The following is a 14110-nucleotide window of genomic DNA, read 5'->3' as shown; positions in this document are numbered from 1 at the left end:
TCTCGACTCCGAGTAGGTGTTTCATCATTATTTTGCCGGTCTTGTGATTCGGTCGTCACCACACCTCACGGGCACACCTCCAAGGCGGGCCACTGCCCGAGAAAGGAGGTGATACGCATGAGCAAGACCTACAAGATCGGCCAGAGTGCCGTGACGGGCCGCTTTACGTCGGTGAAAACCGCGCAAAGCAAACCCAACACGCACATTGTTCGCACGATCAAAAAAATAAAGGCGGCCTAGCCGTCTTCTTCCGGGCGGTTGTTCTTCGCGGGATTGCCGCCCGGTTTCTGTTTTGCAGGCTTCTTGGTTAATGGCCGGTTAACCGGCTTCTTGGCCGTCCTATGGTCCGGCGGCGTATTCAAAAGGCGGCGCAAAACCTCGTCGCCTTTTTCCTGGTCCTTGTCTTTGCGGGATTCCGCCATGAAACTTTCCGAGGTTATGAAAAACCCTAGGCTAAAGGTCAAAAGGGCCGAAAGCCATATTAATGCTCTTATGCGGGATTCCTCCCCCTTGAGCCGTGATCTCTATGAAATTCGCAATGGGCTGCACCGGAGCCACGTTCTCTTGGCTCAGCCGGATTGTTTTGCACTGACCTTCACTCCCAAAGAGCCAATCAAAGAGCACTTTGGCGCGATCATGGGTGACGCCGTCAACAATCTTAGGGAAGCGCTCGACTACTGGATGAACAATGCCGTCCAATGCGTCGGGCCTGCAAAGAAGGTTCATTTCCCCTTTGCGCAAGAACGGAAAGACCTTGAAACCTCCCCCAATTATCCTGCGGTACATAAGGCCTTCCCCGATGCCGCGAAATTTATCGCGAAAGAAATAGAACCTTGCAGGGATACGAACCTCGATCTTTGGGCCGTCACCAGCCTTTGCAACGATAATAAGCACAATGACTTCCTGCCGACCGTGACGGTCATGAACATCGACAACATCAACCTCAGGGCCGGCGGAATAGTCATGAGAAACTGCGGTGCCGGATGGGATGCGAACGGCCCAATGACAGTTATCCAATCCGGCGTTCCAATCTCCATGCAAAACAATTTCAGCACGTCCGTCGAAATACGCTTCCCACAGGGAGCCGTTTTCGAGAACCAGCCTGTTATCCCAACGCTGGCGAATATGTCGAAGGTCGTCTCGCAGACGCTCAACGCCTTGGAAAAATTCATCACCCCCTATTGTAAGTGATTTAGAAGCGTGCGCCGGCCTGTCGGCATGAATCATAGGAAAATTTCCCTTGGTACGTCAAGTATATAATTAGGCAAATTTTCCTATCTTTTCGAAAACCCGCCTCACCGGCCCCATAGGCGAGGTGCGCCTCGCGCAACAGCCATGGATCGAGACGTGCGCCGAAACCGGTGGAAATTTGTCGGAACCAACCTTGGTCCGACGGGTTCCACCCTTAGTCGCAACGCGACAGACGAACCGTCTCGCACAGAGGAGAAGATCATGCTTATGAAGATCCTTGCAGCTTCGGCCCTGACGATCGGTCTCGCCACGGCGGCGATGGGCCAGACCGCTGGCACCGACGGAAACAATGGCGGCGGCAGCGGCCAGACGATCACCGTCGACCCGAAGACGCCGGCCACGCCATCGCCTGACCAGATGGGCCCGCCGGACACTGGCACAACCGGCAGTATCAGCGGCGGCGACATGAATTCGAACGCCGACAAGAACTGCCCGAACAGCCCGCAGGGCGCCGTGGGCGATGCGAACAACTCGACCGCCGGCACGGAGCCGAACGTCAACGACAAGAATTGCGGCAAGTAAGCCTTTGGTCCCTTACGTCGCGCAATGGCCGTGGAGCTAACTCCGCGGCCATTGCTCGTGGGCGGGTTAGTACCTCGGCCCTTCGGACGTTTCAGGCGGGAACCATGCGGCTTGCCACTCGTTTCACGGGCGAAAAGGAGAAAACCCATGGCAGACAACGACAGCACGACTGGCAGCGCGGCGAACGGCACCGGGACGTCGACAACGAGTTCGGAGCCTAGACGCAGCGCAGCCTCGCGCAAGACCGGTGCCTCTCGCAACGCCGCCTCGCGCGGCAACACGCGCTCCTCGAAGGCGTCGGAAGATGCCATGAAGAAACAGGTTGCGGAATTGAAGCGCGAGGTGAACCGGCTGAACCGCGCGCTCGCCGAACAGGCCGAGGATGCCGCCGAGACCGCGCAGGGCTGGTACCGAAGCGCGGCCGATCGTGCCTCGACCCTCTATAGCGGCGCCTCCGATCGCGCGTCGCGCGCGGCGAGCCAGTTGCGTAACCAGGCGCATAGCGTTTCGGAAACGGTGCAGCAGAACCCCGGCACCTTTTCGACGGCAATGCTGATCGGCGGCCTGGTCGGTTTGCTGGCAGGCATGGCGATCAGCCGAAATTCCGATCCCGAGCCGGACTGGCTGCGTCGCTGGCACAGGTGAGGTTTCCGGCCGGGGCCGTACAGCCACGACCGTACAAAGTAGTGAGCGCAGGCTGCTTGGGTGGCCGCGCGAAAAGAAAGGCCGGGCATTGCGCCCGGCCTTTCTGTCCAGGTCTCTTCGTCGCAACGTTATGCCGTCCCTGCCCTCTTATTGAGCCCGGTTGTGTCGGGCTGGTCATTAGCCGGAGCTTATGGGATCATTCCCGCAGAGAATCGCGGAGAGCAGCATGGACAGACCTGCCATGGCATCCGTTTTTCGGATGCGGCATGTGCCTGCAAGCATTTCGGGCGTTCGCAGCCTTGGTCGAGGCCAGGCCGATCCGATCTTCCATTCAAGACCACTCGGCGAAGCGATCCGCTTCATCGCCCAGGCCGAGGGCCAATACGACCTCAGCGCCGTCGCCGTCTTCTATAGCGACCGCCAGACGCCGCCGCTCGGCAATCGCGAGATCAGGCAGCTCTGGAGCGAATATGGCGAGCGGTGGTTGGAGGCTTAGCCGGCGCTGGCCTCCCCCGCTCGGATCGGAAACGCCGCTCGTGCGTTCTTGAGGCGAGGTTAATGGGAGGAAGCACTATGAATGTCGCCAATCTCCAGCTCGAAGGCCTGCTGATGGCCGTCGCCGCGATCAATCAAGTGCTCGTCAAGAAAGGCGTGCTCACGGTCGAGGAAATCGACATCGCGTTGCGCAAGGCCGAAGCGGGCGAGACCGGCGAGGAGCGTTCGGAGGCGATCTCGGCCTCGAACCGCGACGCCATCAATTTCCCGATCCGGCTGCTCGAGCTCGCCAATCAGTGCCAGCCTGAAGCGGACATGCCGTCCTTCTCGAAGCTGGCGCGCATGGTCGGGCAGATGAAGGAGCCGTATAACGACCAGATGTGAGGGTCGGTAGGCGCGTTGCCTTGAACCATGGGCGCCGGCCTCTCATCGCCCATTGGAGGCCCTTTCTCCCCGTGGAACGGGGAGAAAGATAGGATCACGCCCGGCCCGGCCAGCCCTGTCGTAGGGCCAGCACGCTGCCCGGGCCGTGCACGGCGGCGTAGAGCAGGCCGGCGGCGAAGGGGAAATGCGACATGAAGGCGCCGAACTCGGCCTGGTTTCCGGCCCAGTGCGACGGACCGTGGAAGGCGAAGCCCAGGAAGGTGACGTAGACCGCCCCGATCAGTGCCAGCGGCGTCATGAAGGCCCCGGTCAGGAAGGATATCACCAGCAGCGTCTCGAGGATCGCCGCGCACCAGGCCAGAAACAGCGGGAAGGGAAAGCCCGCGGCGGCGATGTAGCCGGCGGTGGCGCCCATATCCATGAGCTTGAAGGCGACGCCCATCGCGAACATGACGGCGAAGATCAGGCGGGAGATGAGAATGGCGACGGTCTGCCAGGTCGATTGAGTATTTTCCACGAGTGTCCCTCCGAGTTGTTGAAGCGGTCGATGCCCCAAGGACGGGCACGGGGAGAGGATTCCGACAGGGGTGGGGAAAATTGTTCGAGCGTCCTTGTCCTCTCCCCGACTTTGTCTAGGGATGCACACATCTTCTGTGACTGGTATGGCTGATCAGGCTTCGGCTTGATTGCCACGTGGTTCCCCCAATCCGTCGCTGCTTCGCAGCGCCACCTTTCCCCCCTCCGGAGGGAAAGGAAGGGAGCCTTGCGGACGAGCGTTGACGGCAAAAAGCTTGGCGCCTTTCCTCTCCCCCATCGATCGGGGGAGAGCGACTATCTGGCGTGTCAAGTTGCATTTGCGAACTCGGTTCTCGCGTCGCGTGCTTTTGCGTTGAGGATGACGAGAAGTTTTCTGGCGAGTGCGATGCGGATGAGCATTTTGGGCTTTCCCGCCTGCTGCAACCGTTGAGCGAACGCTTTGAGATGCGGATCGAACTTGGCGACGATGGCCGCGACGACAAAGAGGATGCCACGCGGTCCGGCTCGTCCGCCGCGCACATGCCTGTTGCCGGCGCGCCTGCCGCTGTCGTTGGCGATAGGGGCGAGGCCCGCCAGCTTGGTGATGGCCTTGTTGGAGATGAGGCCGATCTCGGGCAGCTCGGCCATCAGGCGGGCAACAGTGCGGCCAGCCACACCCTTGAGCGAACGAAAGGCCGACCCCAGCTTGGCCCACAGTGGATCGTCGTCGATCATCGAGGCGATCTCGCCTTCCAGACGCCGCTCTTCGCGCTTGAGGAAGGCCAGCATGGCCTCGATGCTGGCGCATACCACGGCATCGCGTGCGGCGCTTTTGCGCTGTTTGTTGATGGTGGCATCGCCGACAACCTGGCAAAGCCGCCCAACCAGCGCAGCAAGGCGCTGCTGGGAATTACTGGGCGGTGGGGTCGGAGCCGTCTTCTTGACTGCGCCATAATGGGCAATGACAGCAGCGTCGATCCGGTCGGTCTTCTCCAGATAGCCCATCGCCTCGGCAAAGCGCCGCACGCTTCTGGCATTGACCAGGGCGCATGGCATGCCGTGCGCCCACAAAAGCATGAAGCCAAGCCGCTCATAGCCGCCCGATGCCTCCATCACCGCAACGGCCGCGCCGTGGCTGCGACAGAACAGCCAAAGAGCTGCGATCCCCGTTGCATCGTTGGCGAAGCGCTCTATCGCCCCACTCGGCCAGACATGCGCGTCCAGCCAATCCTTGGAAACATCAACTCCACAAATGATCCTGTTCACGGTAACCTGCCTTGTACGTACGGTTGGAACCAAGCGACTGTTCGGTCGTGCGTGACGAAGGCGAAGATCCCAAGCTCTCCCGCGGCTGTAACCTCAGGTGGTACGGGCGACTTCGCCAAGCCAAGGTCCGGCTGGCCGGCCGGACCTTGGCTCAACCGCTTCAATCCCACGAAATCTCTCTCGTGTAGATACAAGGTGGCTCGGCGAAGCCGAGACGGAGTGGGGGTCGACCAGCGCTACATTGGACAATTCATGCGCCATGCATGCGATTGCCAAAGGCCAGCCGCCACGGAAAGGGGCCGCGCCAGCGATGATGGAACAAACGTCAGGCGGCGAACTCTCTGGTCGGCGCTCTGCGAAAACCTCTTCAGCCACATCCCCCGCTTGGCGCGGGGCGAGAAAGAAGGCTCAGCCCGCCTTCGCCTGCCGCGGATGGCTGATCGAGTCCCGCACGGTGCCGTATTCGGCGCCCCAGCGATCTGTCATGTCGCAGCGGATGTCCCAGAGCTCGGGGAAGAAGCGGTGGCGGGCGCCGCCTTCGAGAATTTCCACCGGCCTGCCCTTCAGCGATTTGGCGCCCAGCCCGATCGAGCGGTGGATCAGATAAAGGTGGTTGGCGCGGAACTTCTGGAACAGCTCGTCGAATTCGATCAGCGCCTCGGCCACTACATAGGAATCGCCGTGGTCGTATTGCTCGTCATAGATACCCTCCACGGTCAGCCCGCGGCCATCGAGATAGGCATGCTTGAAGGCCCGCCAAAGATCCGGCGGCAACCGCAGCAACAGCTTAAAGCCTGGCGATTCCTGACCGCTGCCATTGCCGAGCTGCAGGCGGATCTGCTGGTACTCCTTGGGCGACATCGTTTCCAGCAGATCGAGCTGCGCCGTCATCATGCGCATCAGCCGGTGCACGCGGCCCATCAGCGTGACGATGCGGTGGGTATCCTGCCTTTCCAGATAGTCGAGCACGTCGACCAGCGTATAGGCAATGAGCTTCATCCAGAGTTCCTCGACCTGGTGCACGATCTGGAACTGCAACTCGTCGGCATTGACCATTTCGGCGAGCGGCTTCTGGCAGGCGAGCAACCGGTCGCATTTCAGATAGACGCCGTAGTCGCGCATCTCGGGCGCCTCGATGCGGGCGTGGTAGTCCGTCTTGTCCATGGCTCATCCTCCTCGTGGTCGATCGGCCTTGCGGTAAGGATAGCGCTTTGGGCTTGAACATTGTTCCTTTCTGTTATCCAGAAGGCATGAAAAGAAGGACGATCATCGACTTCTTCAGCCATATTGGAGAACAAATAATGCTGGACGCCCTCGACCGCAGAATAGTCGCCGCGCTCGAGCGCGACGCGCGCATCTCCTTCGGCGAACTCGCCGAGGCGGTCGGCTTGAGCAAGACGCCTTGCTGGAAACGGGTGAAGGCGCTGGAAGAGGCCGGCATTATCCGGGGATATTCGACCCGCATCGATCCGGCCGGGATGGGCTTCGGCATCGAGGCCTTCATCCAGGTTTCAATCGACTTCGAGGTGTCGGACGCGTTCGAGGCGGCGGTGAAGAAGCACCCGCTGATCCGCCGCTGCTACGCCACCACGGGCGAAGCCGACTATCTGCTCCAGATCGTCACCGTCGACATGATGGCGCTCGACCGCATGCTGCGCGAGGAGCTCAGCCGCCTGCCCGGCGTGCGCCGCACAGTGACCTCGATGGCGATGCGCGAGATCAAGGGCGACATCTCGTTCGCCGAGGCGGCGGCGCGTGCCTTGCATGAGTAGGCGCAAGGGGTTTTGAGACCCCGGCAGCCCCTCCTCCAACCGAGCCCCGCAGGCCGCTCGTACGGGCACCGCGCCGAACCCTGACTTTTTCTGGCATGGTCGGAGAACAGGCTTCGTACCGGTCTATAAGTCGGGCCCGGGGGTACGCGGGTGGCTGATATCATCTCAAGCAGAATCGGTGCGGAGCCTGTCTTGTCGGCAGGGCGTCCGTGGTTTTTCGCATCGACGGCGAATGCCGAGGTCGCGTGCCGTATGCTCGCACCATTCAGGAGCACTTCGGCGGCGGCGCTGCTCGCCTCGACCATCCTGCTGCTGGCGACTGCCATGGCGACTCACGCGGCGTCGGTCCTGCCGGAGTCGAGAGCTGGGCTCCACCAGCCGATGGATGCGAAAGCCATGCTGCAGGAGGCCAAGCGCGCTCTTCTGGCCCAGGCCGCGGGCGGCAATGGTGGGAATGGCGGCAATGGCGGCTCCGCGGGCGGCAATGGCGGAAACGGGGGTAGCGGCGGCTCCGCGGGCGGCAATGGCGGAAACGGGGGTAACCGCGGCAATGGCGGCTCGACTGGCAATGGCGGCTCGGCCGGCAATGGCGGCGGCGCCGGTGGAAACGGAGGCAATGGCGGCGGCGCTGGAGGAAACGGTGGCAATGGCGGCTCGGCGGGCAATGGCGGCGGCCCCGGAGGAAACGGCGGCAATGGCGGCTCGGCGGGCAATGGCGGCGGCACAGGCGGAAACGGCGGCAATGGCGGCTCGGCCGGCAATGGTGGCGGCACAGGCGGAAACGGCGGTTCCATGGGGAACGGCAGTTCCGGCGGCAATGGCAGTTCCGGCGGTCACGGAGGCCATCATGACTCCAGCTTCGGCCATTCGGATGGCGGTTTCCGTTTCTGCGGAAACTCCCCACGAGCGGCTTGCTGACGCCACTTGACTTGAAGCGCCGCGCACTGACGGTGAACCATCCTATGGGCCGGTGCGGTAGGCGAAATCGTCGATCGCTGCCTGCCAGTAGTGCTGCGTGCGGATCTCGAGCCGGGTGATGCGCCTGTAGTCGGCAGCGAAATAGACAAGGCCGTTGGCGGACAACACCAGCCGATCATCATAGGCGGACTCATCGCCCCGCCAGGCCTTGAGGATGAGCGTCTCACCCTCCGCGTCGTCCCAGCCGGCGCCGAAATAGGCGCCGGTGAAATCGAACGGCTTGTCGCTGAACACCTGCGCGGGATGGCCCGAGCTGTTGTAGGCGATGAATTCGCCCGACATGGTCGTGTTGACGTAGCCCGGGCCGTCGGTGAAGCGCTGGTGCATGGCAACGAGATTGTACCAGCCGAGACCGCCATAGCCCGACGGAACCTCGAACACGCCGGGCGACGTCATCAGGTCGTCGAAGCCGACGACATGCTCCACCGGCAGCGGGGCCACGGCAGGTCCGCCTTTGCCCTGGAATGCCGAGAGCACCACCGGCGCCGCGCCGACGACGACATGCCGCCGCTCGGTCGCCCCGCCGGCAGAAAAATCGACCAGCCATTCGCCTGGCGCCACGGCCGCGCTGAAGCGCCCGTCCGGACCGACCTTGGCAGCGGCACTGAGGCCGTCCGGCCCCGTCAGCACAACACGCGTCCCGGCGGCGACAGCGCCACTGATCGTCAGATCCGCAGCCAGCCCGACCGGGTGCGTCGTCGTCTTTGCGATCATGTCGCCCGGCGATCCGGGCGAAACGACATAGTCGCTTTCCTGCGAGGCGTTGCCGGTGGTGAAGGAATAACCTGGCGGAGGCACGACGCGGAACGCGTAGTGCCCGGCGTCGACGACCTCGAAATTGCGCTGGGTAGCCGACATGCGGAAATTGGCGAAACCGCCGGCATTGGTCAGCCGCATGATGGTGCTGCCGTCTGGCTTGTCGAGCTCGACCGCCACGCGCGACATCGGCCGGTCGCCGAGATCGTAGACGCCGTTCCGGTTGAGGTCGCGGAACACGAGCAGCGACGTGTTCATCTGGCCACCTTCGAGGGAGCCCCAGACGCGCTTTGGATAATAGTCGTCGGCACTGCCGGCACGCGCCGCGCCGCCGACCGTCGCCGGGCCGATGGCCGCCGCGACGATGACGGAAAACCACAAACGACGCTTCACGAAATTTCCCCTCTGGCGGATGCCGTCGATCCGAACCCCTGGAGCCTCGCAAGGACCTTGTCCACGGCGTCCGCATCGAAATAGGCAAGATAAAGCAACGCCATGGTGGCGCTGAACGTATAGACCGGCAGCGTCAGATAGATGATGGCGTGGAAGGCCAGGCCCGGCAGGACCAGATAGCGCCTTGTCGCGCGGAAAGGCATGCCGAGGGCCAGGCAATATTCGAGCACGACCACGGCGACGGACACCATGGTGGCGGGCCAGGCAAGACCGGGGGGATAGTCCGATCCCGTATAGTACCAGAGCAATATCTGTTCCAGGCGCGCGCCGCTGAGGAAGGCATAGTTCGTCTTGTCGAAAGCGGCGAAGAAATAGAGCACCGAGAGCTGCACCACGATCAGCCGCAGCCCCCACAGATTGCCGCGCTCCGCCGCCGGTGGAACGCCCGCGCGCTCGGCGCGTATCACCGCCAGATAGCGGTCCAGCGAATAGGAGCGGCCGCAGGGGGTGAGCGCGATCAGGAGCGCGGCGACGGCAAGCAGATAGGTATGGTGGTGGGTCCAAGGCTCGCGCCCAAGCTGGAACCCGAAACAATAATACATCGCCAGCCCGACCGCGCCCGTCCAGACGGCGGCGGCGCGGCTGTGATAGCCGATGAAGAGCAGCGCGGTGGCGACGAAGAAGTTGGCCGCCAGAAACAGGCCGGCCGGCGATTGGTCGATATAGAGCAGCAGCTCGCCCGCCCAACGCGACCAGAACAGCATGGCCAGGCCGATGCGGATCAGTGCTGACGAGCGCGACGATCCCTCCGTCTCGGCCGCCCAGCCGACGAAGCGCGTAGCCCCGGCGTGCACCGAAAGCCAGTTCGGCCAGTCGGCGATTGCTTCACTCAGCGCAGGCATTTTGGGCATCGGTATGGATGGTCTGCCAGCCGCCGCGCGTGCCCAGCCGGGCACGGACGCGGATATCGGCGCCCTGCCCGGCGACCGCGCAGAGCCGCTTGATGACGGAAGCCAGGTCCTCGCGGCTTTGGATCCATTTCAGCCTGCCGTTGCGAGGCGCGCCAAGCATCTCGAACCGGTCGAGCGAAACAAGCGCGCCGTCGGGCCGGCGGATCTCGAAGGAAGCGTCGATCACGCCGAGCCCGATCGCGCTGAACATGGTCCAAGAGCGAAGCAATGCCGTTCGCACGCCGAAGACCTGCTCCGCGACCGGACCGGCGATCATGAAGGCGGCGATCGCCATGAAGGCAATCAGCCGCAATCGTGCCGGCGACAGCCGCCCGGCAGGCTCCGCACCTGTTCTGATCGAGATGATATCCGCCACCCGCGCACCCCCGTCGCGACTATAGATCGGATCAACGCGGTTCTTCGATCGTCCCAGAAAAAGTCAGGGCTAAAGCGCGTCGCGATCTTTCAGATTCGCTCCTGCGCTTTAGGCTTTTGGTTTTGCGCATGTCTTTGCCCCGAAACCGGTTCCCACTTTCGGGAGACATGCTTTAGGCGCGACCGTGGCGCGGCCTCGGCCACGATGTGAGATCAAGAGGAAGATTTCTTGCACAAGCTGCGAGGCGCTCGCCAGGCGGAGGAAGCGACAGGGCGGAGTGACGTGGGTGCTGCAGGACAGAGCGGGCGCGGAGGGTCGCGACCTCAGTACTTTACCGGTATATCCTCGCCAGCGAGCGGAGGCTTAACGCTCGCCACCCGCGCCGTCTCGCGCTCCTTCTCGGCATCGGCCTCGCGTTTCGGACATTCTTCGAAATCATGGTCGCGGCCGCCGCAATAGGAGCAGCATTTGGCAGGGGTGTCGGGGTAGAGCATCGGGGCCATTCCCAAGAATGCACGAAACGGTTTCCGGTTGCAGCAATTGCGTGAACCCGCAGCAACAGCCGCCCTACCCCATGCCCAAGAAACCAAAGCCCGAGGAGCTCGCCGCTCACGCGGCGGGCTCCCGTCCAGTCACCGCTCACGCATGCGCGTGGGGATGACGGAAGTCCCAGACGGCCCAAGCCGATGCCGCGACCACCAGCACGCCGAGGACGACATGCGTGGCCATGACATGCGTGTCAGCCGCGAAGTGTAGCAACCAGGGCGACACGATCAGCCAGAGCCCGAGGACCACACTGACCCATTCTTCCCACTCGGCGAACACCGAAAGCGTCGCCAGCGCCAGCGCGCCGAGGAGAACGCCGACAATCCAGGCGTTCCACGCGGGCACCATCGCCGCGGTGAATCCGATAACCCAGGGTGAGATGAACAGGCAGACTGCGAGGACCAGAGTGATCCAGTCCAGGCTCTTTCTTGCTTCCATCATTGCCATGACAACCTCCATGGATGAAGCTTGACCAAAGCAACTGTATCCGCGTGGACATTGCACGCTCACAAATGATGTAATTACGCTTTTCCGGTGCTGCAAGGAGGTGCGGCGACCGCGACCCGTGCCCTGCCCAGTGCATTCCCCCCGGCGCAAATCGCGCCGGCGGCCGCCACTGGACCCCGACGCCTCAACCGCTGAAATTGCTGTCCGGCGTGTCGGCGCCGAGCTGCGGCACGACGATCGCCTCGATCGGTGCGTCAAGCATCCACCTCACGCCGGCGGGCGTGCGTTCGAGGCTGGAGGAACCGCTCAGCGATTGCGGCGCCACCCGCTGCAGCACCACCGTGCCGAACCCCTTGCGCTCGGGCGCCTTCCGCGCGGCTGCGACCTTACCGGATGTCTCGTGCCAGAGAAGATGAAACCGTCGCCGCGCCTCGGGATCGGTCTCCACCTTCCAGGTGATTTCGACGTGGCCATCCTCCGAGGCCAGCGCCCCATATTTGGACGAGTTGGTGCCGAGTTCGTGGAAGGCCATGCCGAGATTCTGCACGGCATTCGATTGCAGCGTCAAAAGCGGCCCGGAGAGCGAGATACGATCTTCATGGCCGAAAGGCTTCAGATGCTCCTGGACAAGGTCGAACAGGCTGGCGCCGGCCCATTCCGAGGTGACCAGAAGGTCGTGCGAGCGCGACAGCGCCATGATGCGCGAACGGATCAGTTCCTCGAACTCGCTTGGGTCGGTCGAGCGCTTGCTGGTTTCCCTGACCATCGACAGGATCACCGCGAACTGGTTCTTCACCCGATGGTTGACCTCGCGCATCAAAAGACGAATGCGGCGTTCGCTTTCCTTGGCGGGGGTGATGTCTCGGGCGATCTGCGACGCGCCGACGATCTCGCCCGCGCTGTTCCTGATGGGCGACACGGTGATCGAGACAGCAATCAGCGAACCATCCTTGCGCTTGCGCGTCGTCTCCAGGCTTCCAACACCCTCGCCACGACGGATGCGGCCGATGATCTCGGTTTCCTCATTGTGCATGTGCTCGGGAATCAAAACCAGAATCGACTGGCCGATGGCTTCCTCGGCGCTGTAGCCGAACATGCGCTCGGCCGCGTGGTTCCAGTCGGTGATGACGCTGTTGAGGTCCTTGCCGATAATGGCGTCGTATGACGAATCGACAATCGCCGCGAGCCGCGCGTCGGCATCGGCGTTCGGACGAAAAGGCCCCCCTGTGCTGGTCATACGCATTAACTAGAGCCGGCGGAAATCAAGACAATGTGTATGTTGGATGGCATCTGCTTACGGCTTCGAGTCATTGGGACCGTTGCCTCTCATCCTGTCCGCCGAAATTACGCCGAAATCCTGCGACTTCGCACCCGCGTCGGCAGTCAGGAACCCGTCCGAGGAAAGCCCGCGGCGCAAAAGCTCACGCACTGCGGCCGAACGGCTGGGCATGCGCTTTTCGAAACGCCAGTTCTCCAGCGCCGCCAACTCTTCGTCGGTCAGCATGATCTGCAACCTCTGCGGCCGCTCCAGTTCAGCCATGCCCCGCCTCCTTCACAGATGTACAATGCCACGAATGAGTAAGTTCCTCATTGCAAGTAGAAGTAGGATTCGCCGTATAGGGCGTCAAGAACGCTTGAGCCGCAAAAGGTGGGACAGACTAGCGAAACCAACAATGCACCGAAACCACATTTGTTGGCGTATGCTAACTAATTGATTTGGCTTCTGCTTTTCGCTTTTTTCTTGCTATCCGGCCTGGTCCGGCGCATGATGGAGATTGAGGGATAACCTCCACGGAAGGAGGCATTCCATGTTCCAACGATTTTCCATCCGGCTGCGCGACGACGCTCATCACAGGGTGCAGCGGGCGTTTCGGCTCAGGGGTATCGTCAACATCATCCGGCTTTCGGAAGAGATCAGGCTGAGCAACCTGACAGAGAACATCGCCCGTGAGGATATCGAAGATCTGGTATTGCAGATCGCGCAGCTTTACGGGGCGCCGATCGAGTTCGACGACGATGCCCGGATGGCGCTTGATCTACCCAGCGACTTCGGCCGAGACAACCGTAACGATCTTGAGAAGATGTTGGATAGCCGTACGTGCGGCGATGTCCCGAGCGATCTGCTGCAGTTGGCGCGGGAATAGCGCCCCCCGTTCAGGCAGGGGCCCGCCTCGTGCTCACGCCTTCTTGCTGCGCTTCGGCGCGGGTTTCTTCGGCGCGGGCTTGGGCGCGTCCGCTTCCTGTGCGAGCCTGGCGGCGCGCAATCTCTTCGTCTTGGCCTCCCTCGCAGTTGCTTCCAGATCCATGATCTGCCGCGCGACGCGCGACGTCATGTCCGTTTTGGCTTCCGTTCGAGACGGAACCGGCTTGAACAGACTGGTATCCGATAGGGACTTCATTTCTTCTCCTTAATCAAAAAAGGCCGGGCAAGCCCGACCTTCTCCAACGCGCCTCCGCGGCCGATGCCAGTACATCCGTGGTCAAGGACCCGAGGCGCTGTGATCAGGCGGCCTGCAGGTTTTCGGCAGAACTTTTGCCGTTGCGGGCATCCTTCACGATCTCGAAGCTGACCTTCTGGCCTTCCACGAGGGAGCGCAGTCCAGCCCGCTCGACGGCCGAGATATGAACGAACACATCGGGCTGGCCATTGCCGACCTCGATAAATCCGAAGCCTTTGGTGGAATTGAAAAACTTTACGGTTCCAGAGCTCATTGCGATTTCCTTTCAAATCGACGTAAATTATCGCTGCTTGGCCACTTGTCCAAACGCCGAGTTCTTCGAAATTGAGAGGGAATATCGTCGGGCGCTGAGGC

At 62.2% G+C, this 14110-nt stretch carries 22 protein-coding genes; 9 read left to right on the top strand and 13 right to left on the bottom strand.

The genetic code is table 11. From position 1 onward, the window contains the following. Positions 1-117 precede the first annotated feature (117 nt). Positions 118-240 (top strand): hypothetical protein, encoded by a 123-nt coding sequence (locus MJ8_RS32545; RefSeq protein WP_263649667.1) that lies wholly within the window; start codon positions 118-120, stop codon positions 238-240. Here MJ8_RS32545 and MJ8_RS13580 read toward each other — a convergent pair. After that, entirely contained in the window at positions 237-422 is a 186-nt protein-coding gene (locus MJ8_RS13580; protein ID WP_201414839.1) for a hypothetical protein, read from the bottom strand. The genes MJ8_RS32545 and MJ8_RS13580 overlap by 4 nt on opposite strands. Here MJ8_RS13580 and MJ8_RS13575 point away from each other — a divergent pair. The 5 genes from MJ8_RS13575 to MJ8_RS13555 all read left to right on the top strand — a co-directional run bounded on the left by MJ8_RS13575 (position 421) and on the right by MJ8_RS13555 (position 3297). Continuing rightward, positions 421-1191 (top strand): hypothetical protein, encoded by a 771-nt coding sequence (locus MJ8_RS13575; RefSeq protein ID WP_201414838.1) that lies wholly within the window; start codon positions 421-423, stop codon positions 1189-1191. The two genes, MJ8_RS13580 and MJ8_RS13575, sit on opposite strands and share 2 nt — an antisense overlap. A gap of 261 nt (positions 1192-1452) precedes the next feature. Beyond that, entirely contained in the window at positions 1453-1773 is a 321-nt protein-coding gene (locus tag MJ8_RS13570) for a hypothetical protein (protein WP_201414837.1), read from the top strand. A gap of 147 nt (positions 1774-1920) precedes the next feature. Then, on the top strand, positions 1921-2418 hold the full coding sequence (locus tag MJ8_RS13565; RefSeq protein WP_201414836.1) for a hypothetical protein: 498 nt from the start codon (positions 1921-1923) through the stop codon (positions 2416-2418). A gap of 226 nt (positions 2419-2644) precedes the next feature. Next, positions 2645-2914, top strand: coding sequence for a hypothetical protein (locus MJ8_RS13560; protein WP_201414835.1), 270 nt, complete (start codon positions 2645-2647; stop codon positions 2912-2914). Between the two features lie 77 nt (positions 2915-2991). Next, the gene (locus MJ8_RS13555; protein ID WP_201415421.1) at positions 2992-3297 is read left to right on the top strand and encodes a hypothetical protein; all 306 of its coding nucleotides are present in this window, start codon (positions 2992-2994) and stop codon (positions 3295-3297) included. 94 nt (positions 3298-3391) lie between these two features. Here the strand turns inward: MJ8_RS13555 and MJ8_RS13550 are convergent, their stop codons facing one another. From MJ8_RS13550 to MJ8_RS13540, 3 genes are all read right to left on the bottom strand, one after another. After that, on the bottom strand, positions 3392-3814 hold the full coding sequence (locus tag MJ8_RS13550) for a DoxX family protein (protein WP_201414834.1): 423 nt from the start codon (positions 3812-3814) through the stop codon (positions 3392-3394). A gap of 326 nt (positions 3815-4140) precedes the next feature. Continuing rightward, positions 4141-5079: an IS110 family transposase gene (locus MJ8_RS13545; protein WP_201414128.1), complete on the bottom strand. Its 939-nt coding sequence runs from the start codon at positions 5077-5079 to the stop codon at positions 4141-4143. Between the two features lie 408 nt (positions 5080-5487). Continuing rightward, the gene (locus MJ8_RS13540) at positions 5488-6243 is read right to left on the bottom strand and encodes a tryptophan 2,3-dioxygenase family protein (RefSeq protein WP_201414833.1); all 756 of its coding nucleotides are present in this window, start codon (positions 6241-6243) and stop codon (positions 5488-5490) included. A 137-nt stretch (positions 6244-6380) separates the two neighbouring features. Between MJ8_RS13540 and MJ8_RS13535 the strand changes: the two genes are divergently transcribed. Next, on the top strand, positions 6381-6851 hold the full coding sequence (locus tag MJ8_RS13535; protein WP_201414832.1) for an Lrp/AsnC family transcriptional regulator: 471 nt from the start codon (positions 6381-6383) through the stop codon (positions 6849-6851). A gap of 252 nt (positions 6852-7103) precedes the next feature. Continuing rightward, entirely contained in the window at positions 7104-7769 is a 666-nt protein-coding gene (locus MJ8_RS13530) for a hypothetical protein (RefSeq protein WP_201414831.1), read from the top strand. Positions 7770-7811: 42 nt separating this feature from the next. Here the strand turns inward: MJ8_RS13530 and MJ8_RS13525 are convergent, their stop codons facing one another. From MJ8_RS13525 to MJ8_RS13495, 7 genes are all read right to left on the bottom strand, one after another. Beyond that, positions 7812-8978 carry an SdrD B-like domain-containing protein gene (locus MJ8_RS13525; protein WP_201414830.1) on the bottom strand — a complete coding sequence of 389 codons (1167 nt, stop codon included), beginning with the start codon at positions 8976-8978 and terminating at the stop codon, positions 7812-7814. Then, positions 8975-9880 (bottom strand): HTTM domain-containing protein, encoded by a 906-nt coding sequence (locus tag MJ8_RS13520; RefSeq protein WP_201414829.1) that lies wholly within the window; start codon positions 9878-9880, stop codon positions 8975-8977. The genes MJ8_RS13525 and MJ8_RS13520 overlap by 4 nt, the downstream gene beginning before the upstream one ends. Next, the gene (locus MJ8_RS13515; protein ID WP_201414828.1) at positions 9864-10304 is read right to left on the bottom strand and encodes a hypothetical protein; all 441 of its coding nucleotides are present in this window, start codon (positions 10302-10304) and stop codon (positions 9864-9866) included. Before MJ8_RS13515 ends, MJ8_RS13520 begins: the two co-directional genes overlap by 17 nt. Before the next feature lie 323 nt (positions 10305-10627). After that, on the bottom strand, positions 10628-10798 hold the full coding sequence (locus tag MJ8_RS13510; RefSeq protein ID WP_201414827.1) for a hypothetical protein: 171 nt from the start codon (positions 10796-10798) through the stop codon (positions 10628-10630). A gap of 145 nt (positions 10799-10943) precedes the next feature. Beyond that, positions 10944-11297 (bottom strand): SPW repeat protein, encoded by a 354-nt coding sequence (locus MJ8_RS13505; protein WP_201414826.1) that lies wholly within the window; start codon positions 11295-11297, stop codon positions 10944-10946. A 184-nt stretch (positions 11298-11481) separates the two neighbouring features. Further along, positions 11482-12540, bottom strand: a complete 1059-nt coding sequence (locus MJ8_RS13500; protein ID WP_225248245.1) for a sensor histidine kinase — start codon at positions 12538-12540, stop codon at positions 11482-11484. 51 nt (positions 12541-12591) lie between these two features. After that, positions 12592-12837, bottom strand: coding sequence for a hypothetical protein (locus MJ8_RS13495; RefSeq protein ID WP_201414825.1), 246 nt, complete (start codon positions 12835-12837; stop codon positions 12592-12594). Between the two features lie 268 nt (positions 12838-13105). On the opposite strand from MJ8_RS13495, the gene MJ8_RS13490 reads away from it, so the two are divergent. Then, positions 13106-13441 carry a hypothetical protein gene (locus tag MJ8_RS13490; protein WP_201414824.1) on the top strand — a complete coding sequence of 112 codons (336 nt, stop codon included), beginning with the start codon at positions 13106-13108 and terminating at the stop codon, positions 13439-13441. Positions 13442-13474: 33 nt separating this feature from the next. Here MJ8_RS13490 and MJ8_RS13485 read toward each other — a convergent pair whose 3' ends face one another. Then, complete coding sequence (locus MJ8_RS13485) at positions 13475-13696, bottom strand: hypothetical protein (protein WP_201414823.1); 222 nt, start codon at positions 13694-13696, stop codon at positions 13475-13477. Between the two features lie 103 nt (positions 13697-13799). Then, positions 13800-14009 carry a cold-shock protein gene (locus tag MJ8_RS13480; RefSeq protein ID WP_201414822.1) on the bottom strand — a complete coding sequence of 70 codons (210 nt, stop codon included), beginning with the start codon at positions 14007-14009 and terminating at the stop codon, positions 13800-13802. Between the last annotated feature and the right edge of the window lie 101 nt (positions 14010-14110).

The organism is Mesorhizobium sp. J8, from assembly GCF_016591715.1.
Classification (GTDB): Bacteria; Pseudomonadota; Alphaproteobacteria; order Rhizobiales; family Rhizobiaceae; genus Mesorhizobium.
The sequence above is the reverse complement of the archived record's forward strand: the minus strand, read 5'-3'. Positions and strand labels throughout refer to the sequence as shown.

Bases quoted from the DNA above. Each gene is read 5' to 3' on its own strand.
- MJ8_RS13570 (WP_201414837.1), top strand. From the start codon at position 1,453: ATGCTTATGAAGATCCTTGCAGCTTCGGCCCTGACGATCGGTCTCGCC.
- MJ8_RS13540 (WP_201414833.1), bottom strand. From the start codon at position 6,243: ATGGACAAGACGGACTACCACGCCCGCATCGAGGCGCCCGAGATGCGC.
- MJ8_RS13580 (WP_201414839.1), bottom strand. From the start codon at position 422: ATGGCGGAATCCCGCAAAGACAAGGACCAGGAAAAAGGCGACGAGGTT.
- MJ8_RS13530 (WP_201414831.1), top strand. From the start codon at position 7,104: ATGCTCGCACCATTCAGGAGCACTTCGGCGGCGGCGCTGCTCGCCTCG.
- MJ8_RS32545 (WP_263649667.1), top strand. From the start codon at position 118: ATGAGCAAGACCTACAAGATCGGCCAGAGTGCCGTGACGGGCCGCTTT.
- MJ8_RS13520 (WP_201414829.1), bottom strand. From the start codon at position 9,880: ATGCCTGCGCTGAGTGAAGCAATCGCCGACTGGCCGAACTGGCTTTCG.
- MJ8_RS13555 (WP_201415421.1), top strand. From the start codon at position 2,992: ATGAATGTCGCCAATCTCCAGCTCGAAGGCCTGCTGATGGCCGTCGCC.
- MJ8_RS13500 (WP_225248245.1), bottom strand. From the start codon at position 12,540: ATGCGTATGACCAGCACAGGGGGGCCTTTTCGTCCGAACGCCGATGCC.
- MJ8_RS13565 (WP_201414836.1), top strand. From the start codon at position 1,921: ATGGCAGACAACGACAGCACGACTGGCAGCGCGGCGAACGGCACCGGG.
- MJ8_RS13485 (WP_201414823.1), bottom strand. From the start codon at position 13,696: ATGAAGTCCCTATCGGATACCAGTCTGTTCAAGCCGGTTCCGTCTCGA.
- MJ8_RS13575 (WP_201414838.1), top strand. From the start codon at position 421: ATGAAACTTTCCGAGGTTATGAAAAACCCTAGGCTAAAGGTCAAAAGG.
- MJ8_RS13560 (WP_201414835.1), top strand. From the start codon at position 2,645: ATGGACAGACCTGCCATGGCATCCGTTTTTCGGATGCGGCATGTGCCT.
- MJ8_RS13490 (WP_201414824.1), top strand. From the start codon at position 13,106: ATGTTCCAACGATTTTCCATCCGGCTGCGCGACGACGCTCATCACAGG.
- MJ8_RS13480 (WP_201414822.1), bottom strand. From the start codon at position 14,009: ATGAGCTCTGGAACCGTAAAGTTTTTCAATTCCACCAAAGGCTTCGGA.
- MJ8_RS13495 (WP_201414825.1), bottom strand. From the start codon at position 12,837: ATGGCTGAACTGGAGCGGCCGCAGAGGTTGCAGATCATGCTGACCGAC.
- MJ8_RS13505 (WP_201414826.1), bottom strand. From the start codon at position 11,297: ATGGCAATGATGGAAGCAAGAAAGAGCCTGGACTGGATCACTCTGGTC.
- MJ8_RS13510 (WP_201414827.1), bottom strand. From the start codon at position 10,798: ATGCTCTACCCCGACACCCCTGCCAAATGCTGCTCCTATTGCGGCGGC.
- MJ8_RS13535 (WP_201414832.1), top strand. From the start codon at position 6,381: ATGCTGGACGCCCTCGACCGCAGAATAGTCGCCGCGCTCGAGCGCGAC.